A 13,768-nucleotide genomic window follows, 5' to 3' on the forward strand; every position below is an offset into this window, starting at 1 on the left:
TCTCGCGAATCTGGAAAGATTATGGAAGAACAAGAAATCGATATTCGGGGCATCCTGAACCTGCTGCGCCGCCGGTTGAGCTTGATTGTCGCCACGCTGGTTGTTTGTCTGGGTATCGCCGGCATCGCAGTCTTTGCGCTGACCCCGATCTTTTCGGCATCCACGCTGGTTCTCGTCGATACTTCTCGCAATGCGCTGATCGATCCCGAGGCGCAGGTATCGAGTGCGTCGGCGGAGAATGCGCGGGTGGATTCGGAGGTCGAGATTTTGCGCTCCGAGACCGTGCTGCTCGATGTCATCGAACGCGAAGGATTGCTCTCGGACGAAGAATTTGGTGTGCGGCTGGGGCTGCGCGATCGGGTCTTGGCCTTTTTGCGTCTTGGTGATGCGGATTTGCCCCAAGGCGATGCAGCGGTTCAGAGCGTTCTCAACAGGGTGAAAAATGCAGTCTCGGTCCAGCGCCGGGGTCTGACCTATCTGATTTCGGTTCAGGCCCGCTCGGAAGATCCGCAAAAGGCCGCACAGCTGGCCAATGCTCTTGCCGAAGCCTATATCCAGGACCAGATGCAATCAAAGATCGAGGGGGTTCTTGCGGCCCGAGATGTTCTTGAGGCCCGTCTGCAACTCGCCCGCGAAAACATCGTTCGATCCGAACAGCAATTTGATTCCTTTATCAGTGAAAATATCGACCAACTGGCCGCTGATCCTGGCAGTTCGGTGGCCGATCTGCGCACCGATCTGCAATCTGTAACAGGCTCACGCGAGGAGCTGCAGGCCCTGAGCCAGACGGTGAGTGCGGCGGCCGCCTCACGGGATTGGGCAACGCTTGTCGCACAACTTGAATCTGAAGCGTTGGCCGCGCTCGAAACGCAGCGCCAGACCCTTGCGACCAATCTTTCAAGCGCTGCGGGCGATTCTCCGACGGCTATCAATCTGCGCCAGGAACTGGCTGCTGTTGAAACCGCACTGGCGGAGCGGGCCAACGAGGAGTTGACCGATCTTCGCTCCCAAGTTGCAGAACTCGATAACGAGGCGAGCGGGCTGCGTCAGCAGATCCGGTCCGATGTGCTCTCGAGCGATCTGCCGGTCGATGTTTTAACCCAGCTCTATGAATTTCAGCAGTCCGCCGATCTGGCTCGAACCCAGTATCAGTCGCTTCTGGCTCGTTCGGGGGATTTGCAGGTTCAGTCCGAGCTCCAGATCGCGGACAGTCGGATCGTGTCCCGGGCCCTGCCGCCCTCATCGGCAAGTTTTCCCAACACGCGCCTGATCTTGCTCATGGCGGGCCTTGCCGGTCTTGGTCTGGGCGTGGGACTGGCCTTTGTCTACGAAAATTTCGTTGGCGGCTTTACCAGTGAAAGCCAGCTGACGCTGGTGACGCGCATGCCGGTGATCGGCGATATCCCTCTCCAACGTCTTTCCCAGGAATCAGATTCGGCAGCAGACACCCTGATTTCTGCTCCGCTCTCGCAATTTTCGGAATCGATCCGGCGGGCGCGAGCGGTTGTCGACCAATATCTCCGACGCGGCAAGACGATGGCCGCTCCGCTCGATCAGCCGGTTGGAGAAGGGCAGAAAGGCGTTGTGGTGATGGTGTCCTCGTCTGTGCCCGACGAAGGCAAGACGACGGTGGCGCTGTCTCTGGCGCGGGCCTATGCCCAGTCGGGAAAGCGCACGTTGATTATCGACTGCGATCTTCGCCGGCCAGCCATTCACAAAAATCTCGGCATTGAATCCGAGGTGGGGCTTTTCGAATATCTGGCAGGTCGTACCGAAACAGAATCGCTGTCATCGATCATCCTGCGCGACGAGGAGACCGGGCTAAGCGTACTTGTGGGGTCCAAACGCTCCGACATCCCCACAGACCAGCTCATTACCAGCAGCGCCTTTGCCCGTCTGATCGGGGCGGCGATCAAGAATTTCGATGTGGTGGTTCTTGATACCCCGCCGGTCCTGCCGGTGGTGGATGGACTTTATCTTTCCCAATATGCCGATGCCCTGCTTTTTGTGGTGCGCTGGTCGTCGACCGCCCAGGCAGAGGTTCGCAGCGCCTTGTCGCGACTTGAACAGGCCAAGAACCCCGATGCACCAATTCTGGGCGTGCTCAATCAGCAGGTTCGCTCTCAATCGCGCTACGGCAAGAGCTATGAGCACTATTATGACGGCTGATTGTGTAAAATTGGCGGACCAGAAACGCGTTCTTGCGGTATGACGGTGTCATTGCGATCCACCGTCAATTTCGGCACCTCGGGACTTCGCGGCCTGGCTTCGGGCTTTACCCCGGATGTGGCTGGCGCCTATGTGCGCGCGTTTCTCGAAACGGGCTGTTCGGGTGCCGGTACCCAGGATGTGGCGATCGGGGTAGATCTGCGCGCTTCGAGCCCTGCGATTGCGGCAATGGTTGCCGGGGCAGTAGCGGCCAGCGGCTGGCGACCGATCTATGGCGGGGCGATGCCAACACCGGCACTGGCGGCTTTTGCGCTCAAGCGGGGTATCCCGGCGATCATGGTGACGGGCAGCCATATCCCGCCCGATTATAACGGCTTGAAGTTCTATCGCCCCGATGGCGAGCTGCTCAAATCCGAGGAAGCCCCGATCGGTGCGGCGGCAGAGGACATTCTGGCTGCGGGCTGGAGTTTTGCCCCTGCCGGTCTGCCAACCGTCGAAGACAATGTTGCGGTAGAATACACCGACCGCTTCATTTCGAGCTTTTCCGCTTCCAGCCTTTCCGGATTGCGCGTTGGGGTCTTTGCCCATTCCGCGGTGGGTCGGGATCTTCTCTCTGACATTCTCGAACGCCTCGGGGCAGACTGTGTGTGCTTCGGCCACCTCGAGGATTTTGTTGCCGTCGATACCGAGGCGGTGAGCGCCGATCATATGGTCCAGATGCGCGACGCCCTCAAAGCGCACGGTCTCGATGCGATCGTTTCCACTGACGGGGATGGCGACCGGCCGTTGCTGCTCGATGAAACCGGACACCAGATCAATGGGGATGTGATGGGCGCTCTGACCGCCCGGTTCCTGGGGGCCAGGACGATTGTAACCCCTCTGACCTCGACCAGCGGCATTGAGCTGAGCGATTGGTTCGAGACTGTAACCCGCACAAGGATCGGCTCACCGTTCGTTGTCGAGGCGATGAACCAGGCAGCGACAAAGGGCCAAGACAGGATCGTCGGGTTTGAAGCCAATGGCGGCTTTCTCGTGCAAACACCGTTCAGCCTCGATGAAGGGATACTGGATCCCTTGCCGACACGGGATGCGGTGTTGCCCATCGTCGCGGTGCTCGCTTCGAGCAAGAGTGCCGGTGAACCGGTCTCGCGCCTTGCCGCTACGCTGCCGCCCCGGGTCATGAAGGCGGCGCGGCTCAAGGAGATTGCGCCGCAAGAGGGCAGCAAGTTCTGTGACATCATGGCGGGGTCGTTTGTGACGCGGACGGTTTTTGATCCGATCCTTTCCGACATCTCGGCGATCGACACCACCGACGGGACGCGGTTGACTCTGGTTGACGGATCGATCGTTCACTTCCGCCAGTCGGGCAACGCACCAGAACTCAGATGCTATGTCGAGACCGACACGGCCGAGGCAACTGATCGGCTCCTGGAAACGATGATGGCAAAGCTCAAACAGCATTTTGGACGCAAGGAGTGATGGGTATGGAACACACAACAGGGCGCATCACCCCGATCGTTCTTGCCGGAGGCACGGGAACACGGCTGTGGCCGATGTCACGCTCATCACGACCCAAACAGTTTTTGACCCTTGCGGGTGAGCACAGCCTGTTCCAGGACACTCTCTTGCGGCTGGCCTCAGATCCCCGCTATGGCGCCCCGATCATCGTGACCAATGAAGACTATCGCTTCGTTGTCGCCGAACAGGCCTCCGAGCTTGGATTGCCGCTTGCTGACATTGTCCTTGAGCCTGTGGCCCGCAACACCGCACCGGCCATTCTCGCTGCAGTGCTGGTCGCTGCGAAAGATCAACCGGACGCAATCGTTCATGTGCTGCCCTCGGACCACAAGATCGGGATCGACACCGCCTATGTCACGGCACTCGATCAGGCCGAGGCTGCAGCAAAAGCTGGATCGCTTGTCACCTTCGGGATTGCGCCCACCGAGCCGGCCACCGGGTTTGGCTATATCGAGGCAGGTGAGGACACCAAGAGCGGCGCCAGAGCCGTTGTGCGCTTTGTTGAAAAGCCCGATGCCGAACGGGCCCAGCAGATGATCGATGCGGGGAGCTATTTCTGGAACTCGGGCATGTTTGTCTTTGCATCAGATGTGTTCATCTCAGAATGTGAAGCGCTCACCCCCGAGCTTGCCAGTGCTGTGGGCAGTGCCGTTGATAAGGCAACCAAGGATCTCGACTTCCTCCGGCTCAATGGGGAAAGCTTTGCTCAAGCCCCCAACATCTCTGTCGACTATGCGATCTTCGAGAAAACCAAAAGGGCAGCCGTTGTTCCTGCAGCAATAGAGTGGTCGGATCTGGGGTCCTGGGATGCTGTGTGGAAAAGCCGGGCGCGTGACCAAAACGACAATCTCGAAATCGGCCCCGTGACCCTCAACGCGATCTCGGGCTCGCTGGTGATTTCTGAAAAGCACCATGTGGTGGTCGACGGGCTCGATGACGTCGCGGTGCTGGCCAGCGAGGACGCGATCTATGTGGGACGGTTATCCTCGGCCCAATCTGTTGGCGACATGGTCAAGCGCCTCAAAGCCGATCCGGCAACCCGCAACCTTACCGAAACCCATCAGACGAGCTATCGCCCCTGGGGCGGGTATTCCTCGGTCCTCAATGGCGAGCGCTTCCAGGTCAAGCGGCTGTTCGTCAAACCCGGCAAGCGGCTAAGCCTGCAAAAGCACTTCCATCGCTCCGAGCACTGGGTGGTGGTCCGGGGCACCGCCGAAGTGCAGGTGAACGAAGAAACCAAAACCCTGCGCGAGAACGAGAGCGTCTATATCCCGCAAGGGGCCATCCATCGCCTCTCCAACCCGGGCAAGATCTTGCTCGAGCTGATCGAGGTTCAGACCGGCTCCTATCTGGGCGAAGACGATATCATCAGGATCGAGGATGAGTTCGGACGGGGGTGACAGTCGGCCGAAACGATCCCGAACACGCAGCCCGATTTTGAAATTTTTCCGGGAAAAGTTCGATACAGGCATCGGGGATGCAAGCTGGCGTTGAGACAAGTTTAACCATAACCGGCCATCCTGTTGTGGTGATCGCCCAACCTTTGAGACACAATGTTCCGCCCTTTCCTTGCATTCCAGACCCGTGCACCCGACCGTGACAGGCAAACCGACCTGGGACGGCGCCAGGCGGTCCTTGGCGTGCTTGGCCGCCAAACCGCAGAAATAGAGCGCGAAATTGCCGGTTTGCAGCGGCGCATGGATGAAGCCTATCAGCGGGCCGCATCAGTCTTGGCCAATAGTGACGAGTATGGCGAGCGCTCCAAAGCAGACGAAGCCGAAATCTCGAGCTTTGAAGCTTCCGCTGAAGCGGCAAGGCGACGCATTGTCGAACTCAAGGCCCAGCTTGAGCTTTTTTCGGGGCTAGAGGCCGCGTTAAAGCCAGACGCGTAATCCAGGTTTCGCCCCCGTCAATCGCTGAAAATACAGGATCGATCCCTGCGGCACGCCGGTCCGATTTGATCGATATCGTCACACCTAGCTACAACCCTTGAGCTTTTTCGCGCGGTGTGCGACCTGCGCGACCATGGGCCAGATACCGTCAAGATCATCGGGTCAACGCCGGGCCTGGTGCGTCAAATGCGGTAACCTCTAAACCTTTGATTTACGATAGCAGCGGCCAGGGGGCGCGAGCATTGGGATTGGGGGCTATCCTCGTGCATGGTGTCAGGATTGCGATATCGCGCCGGCATAGATCCCCCAAAGCAATCGGGCCGGCCCATCAGCAATCAAAGATTTTTAAATTTTGTCCCGGAGCGCTGACCATGGCAGGCCAGAGCAAGCCAGAACCCGGTATCGGCTCCAACCCGATGTTGGTCCCATGAAAGACAAGGACAGGCTTGATGTGCTGGCCGAGGCCGGGCGCCAGCTCGACGCCATCACCTTGTTGCTCAAGGCCAACCAGTACCACGATCATCAGCTCGACCAGTTGCTCGCTTTCACTGCGGTCAGACTTGCCGAGCTCGCCAAAGCGAGCCACCACTCATCAAATGTGGTGCCTATAAAGCGCGATTAGCTTTCCCATTACGCGCTCAGGGCAGGACGGGGCGAGCAGGGAACAAAAAGGTCAAGAACGGCATGTGCGCCAAGAGGCCTTTCCGCACCTTTTATAAGGGCAAGGCGAAGACGTCTTAACGTGCCATCCTTAGAGTCGATACCGAGCTGATGGTATCCTATGCAGAGCGATCACGCTTTTGTCCGCGCCTGATCTTTGCGAGGCGCTGGCGCAATGCAAAATGGCTCGCGTCGATGTCGTCAAAAAGCGTGTCGTAGGAATTGGGGTTGGTGCTCGAACGGGGATCTCCACCACGACCAACCTTTATGGGCGTGGCCAGGGACTGGTAAAACAGCCGTCCCGCATCCTCGCCCTGGCGTTCCACGAGCCGGTTGCAGCGGCGAACCATCTCCAAAAGCCAGAGGAACGCGAAATCGTCAAGCGTGCCGAGCGTGCTGATCAAAGCAGCAGAGCCCGTCTTAAGCTCATGGAAACAGGGCTCAAACACCACATCGACGGCTGCAATCCTCGCGGCTCCTTCGATCACTTGTGAGCGTTGGGGGAAGGGCTGCCCTGATTCTAAGGGGTACATGCGTCTCAAATACTCGAACTCGGTTCTGGTAACGCCGGTTAGATCTATGTTCTGGAAGGTAGATGTTTGTTGACTGTCAATGTGTGCTGGCATCGTCTCTGGTCCTTGGTAACGCATAAGCGTCGCCCGAATCTTTGCAAGCGACAAGCCCAAATTGAGGTTTGCCGCTGACCGGTTCAGTGACGCAACCAGATCGGTGACCGATGCAGTCCGCAACCGTTCCCAAATCCAGTCTGGCCGGTTGGTGAAATGACCGCCGCAAGATCAAGCGCCGATGACCGCTAAGCGCCATCAATGGATTTGGGAACTGGGCCGGCGCCAGCACTAACCGCCCAGCGGCTTGTCGAGCCTATATAATCGGCTGACGGTTCGGGCCCATTTGCGCTCGGGGTCGATGGCCAAGAGCACACTGGTCGTGATCCACCCATCATCGAGCAGCGGATGGCCCGTTACCCATCCAACCAGACGAACCAGTTCATTGGCGTTATCGCTTATGGCCCAATCGGCAAGGATGGGCGCATCGGACAGGTCCTCATCGGTGGGCAGGTGCCCCTCTTTGATCTTTCGTGCCGCCTCGAGTCCGGCGATAATCGTTTCGCGTGGGAGAATGCTCATGAGACAACCCTCATGGTGCGGATTTCGAAAATACGGGACAGTGATTTCGCAAATTCCCGGACACCGGTTTCACTAATTCCCGGACAGTCTGGGCAGGGTTGATCTTCGTCCTGCGGTTAGGTGTTGTTGGCCATGGTTTCGGTGTTTGTTTCCGGGGTCAAGCCGGTGCGGTTTGTTTTTCGTCTCATGCTGTCTCCTTTGAGTTCGATGCGATGCGCATTGTGAATGATCCTGTCGAGGATGGCGTCGGCGATCGTGGGTTCTCCGATCATCTGATGCCATCCCGAGACCGGAAGCTGGGCGGTGATGATTGTGGATCTGCGCTGGTAGCGCTCTTCGAAGAGTTCGAGCAGATCAAGGCGCTGCTGATCGGTGAGGGTATGGGTGCCCCAGTCGTCGAGCACCAGGAGCTGGACGCGGGCGAGTTTGTCGACGAGACGCGGGAATCTACCATCGAGCCTGGCCATGCCCATATCCTCGAACAGGCGGGGCATGCGCACGTAGGATACCGAGTAGTCCAGTCGCGCAGCCTGATGCCCGAAGGCGCAGGCCAACCACGTTTTGCCGGTTCCGGTCAGTCCGGTGACGATGATCTGTTCATGAGCCTTGAGCCATCCGCCCTGGGCAAGCGAGAGGATCTGGCGCCGATCCAGTCCCCGGTTTGCCGAGAAGTCGACATCCTCTATGCACGCGTTGGGGAAGCGCATTTTTGCATTGCGCACCCGATTGGAGAACCGCTTGTCGGCCCTGTGGTTGGTCTCGCGATCGAGCATGAGGCCAAGCCATTCATTGCGATCGAGAGCCTGTCCAGAATCCTGTTCGGCCAGGGACTTCCAAGCCTCGACCATACCGGTCAGGCCCAGGGCCGTCATCTGCTCGAGAGTGGGATGTGTCAGCATATTACCTTCTTTCCTTGATGGTCACTGGTAGTAGCCGGGGCCGCGGATATTGTCGTGGCGCGGCGCCGGGGTCATCGGAGCTGGCGGTTCGGATGCCTTGTCCAGACCCGTGATGAGGATCGATTGCACCGAGGCGTAGCGGACGGTGTTATGGGTCAGGGCCCGCTCGCAGGCGGCCTCGAGCCTGTCGCGTCCAAAGCGTCGCTCGAGACCAAGCACACCAAGCGCAGATCGATATCCTTGTTCAGGGTGGGGTCTCTCCCGGATGACACGCTCGATGAGGGCGGCGACGTGGTAGCCGATACGAGCGCCACGAGACACCAGCATCTCGGGGGTCATGCCACCATGGCGCTGGTGAGACTTGGGCATGTGTTCCCTGACGGTGGAGTGCCCGCCACGCTGTCCGCGCCGATTGTGCACTGCGACGCGCTCGTGGTTGTAGAATATCTCGATCATGCGATGGGTCAGGCGGACATCGACCTGGCGACCGATCAGCCGGTGCGGCACGGAGTAAAAGCCGTGCAGCACCTCGATGTGATAGTCGGGATGCACCTTGGCGCGCTTCCATTCGGCATATTCGAAAGGTTGGTCGGGCAAGGCGCGCAATGCGGGGCGTTCGATCTGCTCATAAAGATCCCGGCGGGACTGACCAACCCGGCGCATGATCTTTGCATTGAGGGCAGTTACCAGCTCGGCAATGGCCGCATTCAGGGCCTGGATCGAGAAGAACTGCTGATTGCGCAGGCGCGCGAGAATCCAGCGCTCGACGATCAGCACCGCCCCTTCCACCTTGCCTTTGTCGCGCGGCTTGCGCGGTCGGGTGGGCAGAATGGTCGTGTCGTAATGGGTGGCAAGAGCCGAGAAGGTCTTGTTCAGCGAGGGCTCGAACCACAGCGGCCGGGCCACGGCTGCCTTGAGGTTGTCGCAGACCAGAGCCTTGGGTACGCCCTCAAAAAACTCCAGCGCCCGCACTTGGGCTTCGATCCAGTCGGGCAGACGCTGGGTCAAGCTGGCCCAGGCGAAGGTGTAGTTCGAAGCGCCCAGCACAGCGACAAAGATCTGGGCCTGGTGGGCGACACCGGTGGCCGGATCGATGACGGGGATAGTATGGCCGGCGTAATCGGTTTGCATGACCGCGCCCGCTTCGTGGCGATTGCGGAACCGGGGACTGGTTCGGTTCTCGAAGGCCCGGAACTGGGTGCAAAACCAGGTGTAGCCATACCCATCGGGGTGGGCAGCGCGATATTCCTCCCACAGCAGCACCAGCGTTACGCCCTTGCGCTTGAGTTCGGACGATATCTTGCGCCAGTCGGGCTCGGTCAAATCGCGGGGCGGGCGTCCCACCTTCTGGAAAAGGACTGTCTTTAGCGTTGTATCGTCATCGCGCCCACGTGGAAGGGGCCAGCAGTCAAGGCCAGCCTCCCGGGCACGAAACAGATAGGTCGCCACGGTCGTCTTGCTCAGCTTCAGACGCAGGGCAATCTCGCGGATCGACAAGCCCTGTTCATGCTTCAGTCGAAGGATCGTTCGTATGTCTTGCACGGTCATGCGCCTTGGTTGCTTGTGTCGCGGCATGTCCCCTCCCGGTCGGTGTTCAGACCGTGAAGATGCCGCAACGACGCAGGCTATGTGACCAACCTTATCCAGGCTCCCGGAACTGTCCGGGAATTACTGAAATCACTGTCCCGGAATTACCGAAATCAGTGTCCGCGATTTACTGAAATCGCTGTCCGGGAATTTGTGAAACCCGCACATGGTCTGGGCGTTGGTGCCGGGCTTGGAGAAACGGGTGTTGGTGTTACCGCGGGGGCTCTCGCCAAAATGGTCGGCAATTTCCGTCCCGGTCAGAATCCGCGCCGCAATGAGACGGTCGGCCAGCGTTGTGGCGAGATCGCGCTCGGCGCTGATCATGGCGATGGCGCGATCGAGCAGCTCGGTTAACTCCTTTCCAACCGATCTTACAGCGCCAGGTCGCGGGCGCGGGCTGACCGCCGGCACATAAAGCAGGGTATCGTTGAGCCCCTGGCACGGGCGGCGAGCAGCAATTGCGTTGCAGCTTCAAGATCTGCCTGGGCGCCAGAATTGGCACCGTCCCCCAGGGCGATATCGGCGGCGCGCCCTGCGAGCATCACGGTGGCCGTGTCACGGATCTCTTTCAATGTATGGATCGCCCCCGGGATCACGCTTTTGGTGTGTCCGCCGGAAATTCCCCTGGAAATAATAGAAAGCGCTGTAACCTTATGGCCGAGCCGGTGCGCTACAATTGCATGGCCGACCTCGTGCAGGGCAATGGCTCGAATGTCCTTTGGACTGCGGGTGTCCCTGGGCACGATCTGAGCGAGAACATCGCCAGCGCAAAGCGGACGGTTTTGAGCCCGGGCCAGCGCGCGGGCCTGTTTTACCCAGTCTTCCATTGCCGCCGGCGTTGCTCCTGCCGCGTACCGGACCAGCGCGGAAAGGTCGTCGTCCGTGAGCTCATCGGTAAGAAAATGGCGAAGAAACTCAAAGATTTCCGCGTCCCCCTGCGGCGGCGCGAAATTGACCCGCTTGTGCAACCTGCCAGGTCGGATCAATGCCTCATCAAGGCGAGTGTAATAGTTTGTACCGGCCAGCAAAAAAACGCGCTTTCCCGACCGTTTGACCCGATCGATCTCGACCAGAAACTGCGTTATGATCGGCGTCCACCAATCGCGACCCCTATTGTCCATCGTGGCTCTATCAGGGAGACTGTCGATCTCGTCGAGAAAGCCGATGCACGGTTCAGACTGCAATATGGTATCGACAAAATCCTTGAGATTGCGGGCAACGCCCCCAAGCGCGCCATCGCCGACCGTGAACCACGATCCGACGCTGCTGGAAATGAAATTCCAACCCGCTGTGCGTGCGAGGGCCTCGGCGACGAGTGTCTTGCCGGTGCCAGGAGCACCCTCAAGGGTGGCAAACACCAACTGATCGGGGGAAAGTTTGCCCGCCTTTGCGGCTGCCAGATCCGCGAGCGTCTGGTCGGTCCAATCGTGAACCGTCGCGGTCAGTGGCAGATCGGTCAGCTGCGGCCCAGGGGTTAGAGCCGGTGGGTGTCGCATCTTAAGCGCGCGGGTCAAATTTGCGACACAGGAGCGGGCCGGCAGGCGTGGGCGAATGGCCGTCACAATCGCGCGCAGGTCGAGCCTTGTCATCTCGTCGGTCACCCCGCGGGCGGTTTGACCGCTGACCCTGCCAATGACCTTGCGCAAGAGCGCCGCGTTCGGGGATCGTACTATAATGGTAGCATCGGCCGCAGTCAGGACGCTTTGGTCAAGGATGGCATGGGGGTCCTGGGAGACAAACGCAATGGTGCGGCCGAACTGGATATGGTGCAGTACATCGGCTCCGACCTTATGGTCCGCCTTCTTGCTGCTCTCTATCGCACTGGCCGAGCTGACCAGGATCTTGGGGGCGAAAGTGGGCAGGGTTTCCGAGATCATCGCCACCCATTCGGCGCTCGGCACCGTAACGATGATAATGCGAGACGGTTGAACCAGCAGCGTTCTCGTCTTGCGGGTGAGCACATCCGAGAGCGCTTCGTGAGCAAGAATTTCTTGTGCTGTTCGGGGGGCGGTGGTCAGCTCCTCACGCAAATCCACGGTATCGGTCGTGGCGTTAGGATTTGTATCGGGCTTGGTCTTGGGGACGGCGTTATTGGATCGGGGCATGGCGAACTCCAGGGCGCCGGGTTCGATCCGGACAGGATCGAGCCCGCGCGAGGTGCGGAATTGAAGATTTTCGATTGGCCGGGCGCGCTGATCTAGGCGGCGAGCCGGGCGCGCTGATCTAGGCGGCGATCAGTGCCGGGGTATGGGGATCGAAGCCACCATCGGGTGCAATGGGCACCCAGCTTTCGAGTAAACGGCCTTTCGAACCGGTGCAGAACTGAGCGACGGCGCTGCCACTGGCAAAGACCAGGTCCCGTGTAGCGGTCAGGCTTTGACCATCGGGCGCAATCTTGAGAAGGCCGGCGTGCAGCCAAGCCGAGCGCAGATATCGCGTTGTGTTGTTGGCACTGGCCGCGGTGTCGATGCGGACATCGGAGCCGGCGAGCAAGATCCAATGCGTCTCCGACTGCCGGGCGGCCAGAGCAACCAGGCCATCGCCAAAGGTCATCTCCAAAATGTCGCCACGGGGCAGATCGGCAAAAGGCCGAAGAGGGGCTGTGCGGCCCGCTTCCTGACGAGGCCCGGCCAGCACGGTGCGCGCCGATCCGCTGGCGAACATCACCTGCGCATGCCGTAGCGCCAGGCAGGCCGCGCCCAAAAACGAATCCAGTTCGCTGTAGCGCTGCGCGCTGACGCTGGCGCCATCAGGCAGACCGTTGACCAGCGTGCGCTCACGGGCGGCGGCAACGCGGGACCACAACATCCGTTCGGCCGCTCTTGCATCGTCGTCGCCCAAATTGCCATTGGCATCGGTAATGGCGACAACGGTGGCGATGTCCTCGATCGGCTGCTGGCCACCGGCGATGCGCTGGCCGACGGCAGTGCCCATGCCGATGTAGATTTTGGTCGCGCTGATCAGGGCATAGACACCTGGTCGATTGAGCGCAGCGATGCGGCCAAAAGCCCGACGATCGGCACCATGGCCGGTCACCACATTGGGCGAAAAGGGCGTGATATCGAGGCGAGTGAGCCCGTCGCGGACCACCATCGCGGACTTCGCTTCATTTTCGGCTTGGGTCGACGGGATCGGACCGGAGGTCGGTTCATGGGGAGGGTCAGTGGGATCGGCGGGGTTGGTATCGCGATCGTCGGGTTCAGTATCGGCACGGCGCACAATGGTATTGGCGTCGACCACGCCGTGGACTTCCAGCACTACGATCTTGAGCTTGACCATCACGAGGATGGCGGCGACCGGATCGGGATGGCCGGGGAGGTTGGCAACAATCTCGCCGATGCTTGCGCCACCGGACTGATCGACGATCTGCAGGATCCTCACCTGGGTCGACGCCGACACAAGATCGTGCTGGATGAACCCGTCGATCAGACTGGGTCCTTCAGCGGAAAAAGACTGCGGATAGGGTTTGCCGGACGCGTTGGCGCCGTTAGAAGAAGAGTCAGCCATGTTTCACCTGTTGTGGCAGGGGTTGCATGGTCAGGCTGGCGGAAGTGTTGGAAGCACTTCCGTTGGCCGCCTTGTTGGAAGCAAGGGGCCAGCTAACCATCATCGGGCGGAATCGCCTCGACAGGAACAAAATGAGGATCCGGTTCGCGATTGCAAGGATCGGCCTGATCAAATGGTTAACGTGGCCGCGCAAGCCGAGTGGAATGACGCAACGGCCAGAACCTGCAAGCCAAGATCGGGTAGAGCCACGTTGGGCTTGACGGCGTTGGGAAGTCTTGATGAACCCTGAGCGCCTTTCGGGCCGGCGCGCGACGGTCGTCTGTTCATCACCGGGCGGCGGGTTCAGCGCACACGGCTGCGTGCCCTTTAAATCATACAGAACGTCGCG

The 13,768-nt window shown here is 59.8% G+C and carries 12 protein-coding genes; 5 read left to right on the forward strand and 7 right to left on the reverse strand.

Annotated features, from left to right (window positions below; translation table 11 throughout):
- Positions 1–21: 21 nt before the first annotated feature.
- The 5 genes from V6617_RS01500 (at position 22) to V6617_RS01520 (ending at position 6,201) form a co-directional block, all read left to right on the forward strand.
- On the forward strand, positions 22–2,169 hold the full coding sequence (locus V6617_RS01500) for a GumC family protein (protein ID WP_338608595.1): 2,148 nt from the start codon (positions 22–24) through the stop codon (positions 2,167–2,169).
- A 51-nt stretch (positions 2,170–2,220) separates the two neighbouring features.
- Entirely contained in the window at positions 2,221–3,648 is a 1,428-nt protein-coding gene (locus V6617_RS01505; protein ID WP_338608596.1) for a phosphomannomutase, read from the forward strand.
- A gap of 5 nt (positions 3,649–3,653) precedes the next feature.
- Positions 3,654–5,087 carry a mannose-1-phosphate guanylyltransferase/mannose-6-phosphate isomerase gene (locus V6617_RS01510; protein WP_338608597.1) on the forward strand — a complete coding sequence of 478 codons (1,434 nt, stop codon included), beginning with the start codon at positions 3,654–3,656 and terminating at the stop codon, positions 5,085–5,087.
- A gap of 153 nt (positions 5,088–5,240) precedes the next feature.
- Positions 5,241–5,579 carry a hypothetical protein gene (locus tag V6617_RS01515; RefSeq protein WP_338608598.1) on the forward strand — a complete coding sequence of 113 codons (339 nt, stop codon included), beginning with the start codon at positions 5,241–5,243 and terminating at the stop codon, positions 5,577–5,579.
- Positions 5,580–6,006: 427 nt separating this feature from the next.
- Positions 6,007–6,201, forward strand: coding sequence for a hypothetical protein (locus V6617_RS01520; protein WP_338608599.1), 195 nt, complete (start codon positions 6,007–6,009; stop codon positions 6,199–6,201).
- Between the two features lie 157 nt (positions 6,202–6,358).
- On the opposite strand, the gene V6617_RS01525 is transcribed toward V6617_RS01520, so the two are convergent.
- The 7 genes from V6617_RS01525 to V6617_RS01555 all read right to left on the reverse strand — a co-directional run bounded on the left by V6617_RS01525 (position 6,359) and on the right by V6617_RS01555 (position 13,380).
- Positions 6,359–6,643 carry a hypothetical protein gene (locus V6617_RS01525; RefSeq protein ID WP_338608601.1) on the reverse strand — a complete coding sequence of 95 codons (285 nt, stop codon included), beginning with the start codon at positions 6,641–6,643 and terminating at the stop codon, positions 6,359–6,361.
- Between the two features lie 453 nt (positions 6,644–7,096).
- Positions 7,097–7,387 carry a DUF6634 family protein gene (locus tag V6617_RS01530; RefSeq protein ID WP_338608602.1) on the reverse strand — a complete coding sequence of 97 codons (291 nt, stop codon included), beginning with the start codon at positions 7,385–7,387 and terminating at the stop codon, positions 7,097–7,099.
- A 116-nt stretch (positions 7,388–7,503) separates the two neighbouring features.
- A complete protein-coding gene (gene istB, locus V6617_RS01535; protein WP_338608603.1) occupies positions 7,504–8,286 on the reverse strand; it encodes an IS21-like element helper ATPase IstB in 783 nt (260 codons plus the stop codon).
- A 21-nt stretch (positions 8,287–8,307) separates the two neighbouring features.
- Positions 8,308–9,861 (reverse strand): IS21 family transposase, encoded by a 1,554-nt coding sequence (gene istA / locus V6617_RS01540; protein ID WP_338608604.1) that lies wholly within the window; start codon positions 9,859–9,861, stop codon positions 8,308–8,310.
- A 102-nt stretch (positions 9,862–9,963) separates the two neighbouring features.
- The gene (locus V6617_RS01545; RefSeq protein WP_338608605.1) at positions 9,964–10,197 is read right to left on the reverse strand and encodes a hypothetical protein; all 234 of its coding nucleotides are present in this window, start codon (positions 10,195–10,197) and stop codon (positions 9,964–9,966) included.
- A gap of 47 nt (positions 10,198–10,244) precedes the next feature.
- Entirely contained in the window at positions 10,245–11,978 is a 1,734-nt protein-coding gene (locus tag V6617_RS01550) for an AAA family ATPase (protein WP_338608606.1), read from the reverse strand.
- A gap of 118 nt (positions 11,979–12,096) precedes the next feature.
- Positions 12,097–13,380: a hypothetical protein gene (locus V6617_RS01555; RefSeq protein ID WP_338608607.1), complete on the reverse strand. Its 1,284-nt coding sequence runs from the start codon at positions 13,378–13,380 to the stop codon at positions 12,097–12,099.
- Positions 13,381–13,768: the final 388 nt, after the last annotated feature.

This window comes from Pelagibacterium nitratireducens (assembly GCF_037044555.1).
GTDB lineage: Bacteria > Pseudomonadota > Alphaproteobacteria > Rhizobiales > Devosiaceae > Pelagibacterium > Pelagibacterium nitratireducens.

What these genes read in the sequence shown, in the direction of transcription:
- V6617_RS01500 (WP_338608595.1), top strand. Translation starts at nt 22, where the DNA reads ATGGAAGAACAAGAAATCGATATTCGGGGCATCCTGAACCTGCTGCGC.
- V6617_RS01510 (WP_338608597.1), top strand. Translation starts at nt 3,654, where the DNA reads ATGGAACACACAACAGGGCGCATCACCCCGATCGTTCTTGCCGGAGGC.
- V6617_RS01515 (WP_338608598.1), top strand. Translation starts at nt 5,241, where the DNA reads ATGTTCCGCCCTTTCCTTGCATTCCAGACCCGTGCACCCGACCGTGAC.
- V6617_RS01520 (WP_338608599.1), top strand. Translation starts at nt 6,007, where the DNA reads ATGAAAGACAAGGACAGGCTTGATGTGCTGGCCGAGGCCGGGCGCCAG.
- V6617_RS01530 (WP_338608602.1), bottom strand. Translation starts at nt 7,387, where the DNA reads ATGAGCATTCTCCCACGCGAAACGATTATCGCCGGACTCGAGGCGGCA.
- istB (WP_338608603.1), bottom strand. Translation starts at nt 8,286, where the DNA reads ATGCTGACACATCCCACTCTCGAGCAGATGACGGCCCTGGGCCTGACC.
- istA (WP_338608604.1), bottom strand. Translation starts at nt 9,861, where the DNA reads ATGCCGCGACACAAGCAACCAAGGCGCATGACCGTGCAAGACATACGA.
- V6617_RS01545 (WP_338608605.1), bottom strand. Translation starts at nt 10,197, where the DNA reads ATGATCAGCGCCGAGCGCGATCTCGCCACAACGCTGGCCGACCGTCTC.
- V6617_RS01550 (WP_338608606.1), bottom strand. Translation starts at nt 11,978, where the DNA reads ATGCCCCGATCCAATAACGCCGTCCCCAAGACCAAGCCCGATACAAAT.
- V6617_RS01555 (WP_338608607.1), bottom strand. Translation starts at nt 13,380, where the DNA reads ATGGCTGACTCTTCTTCTAACGGCGCCAACGCGTCCGGCAAACCCTAT.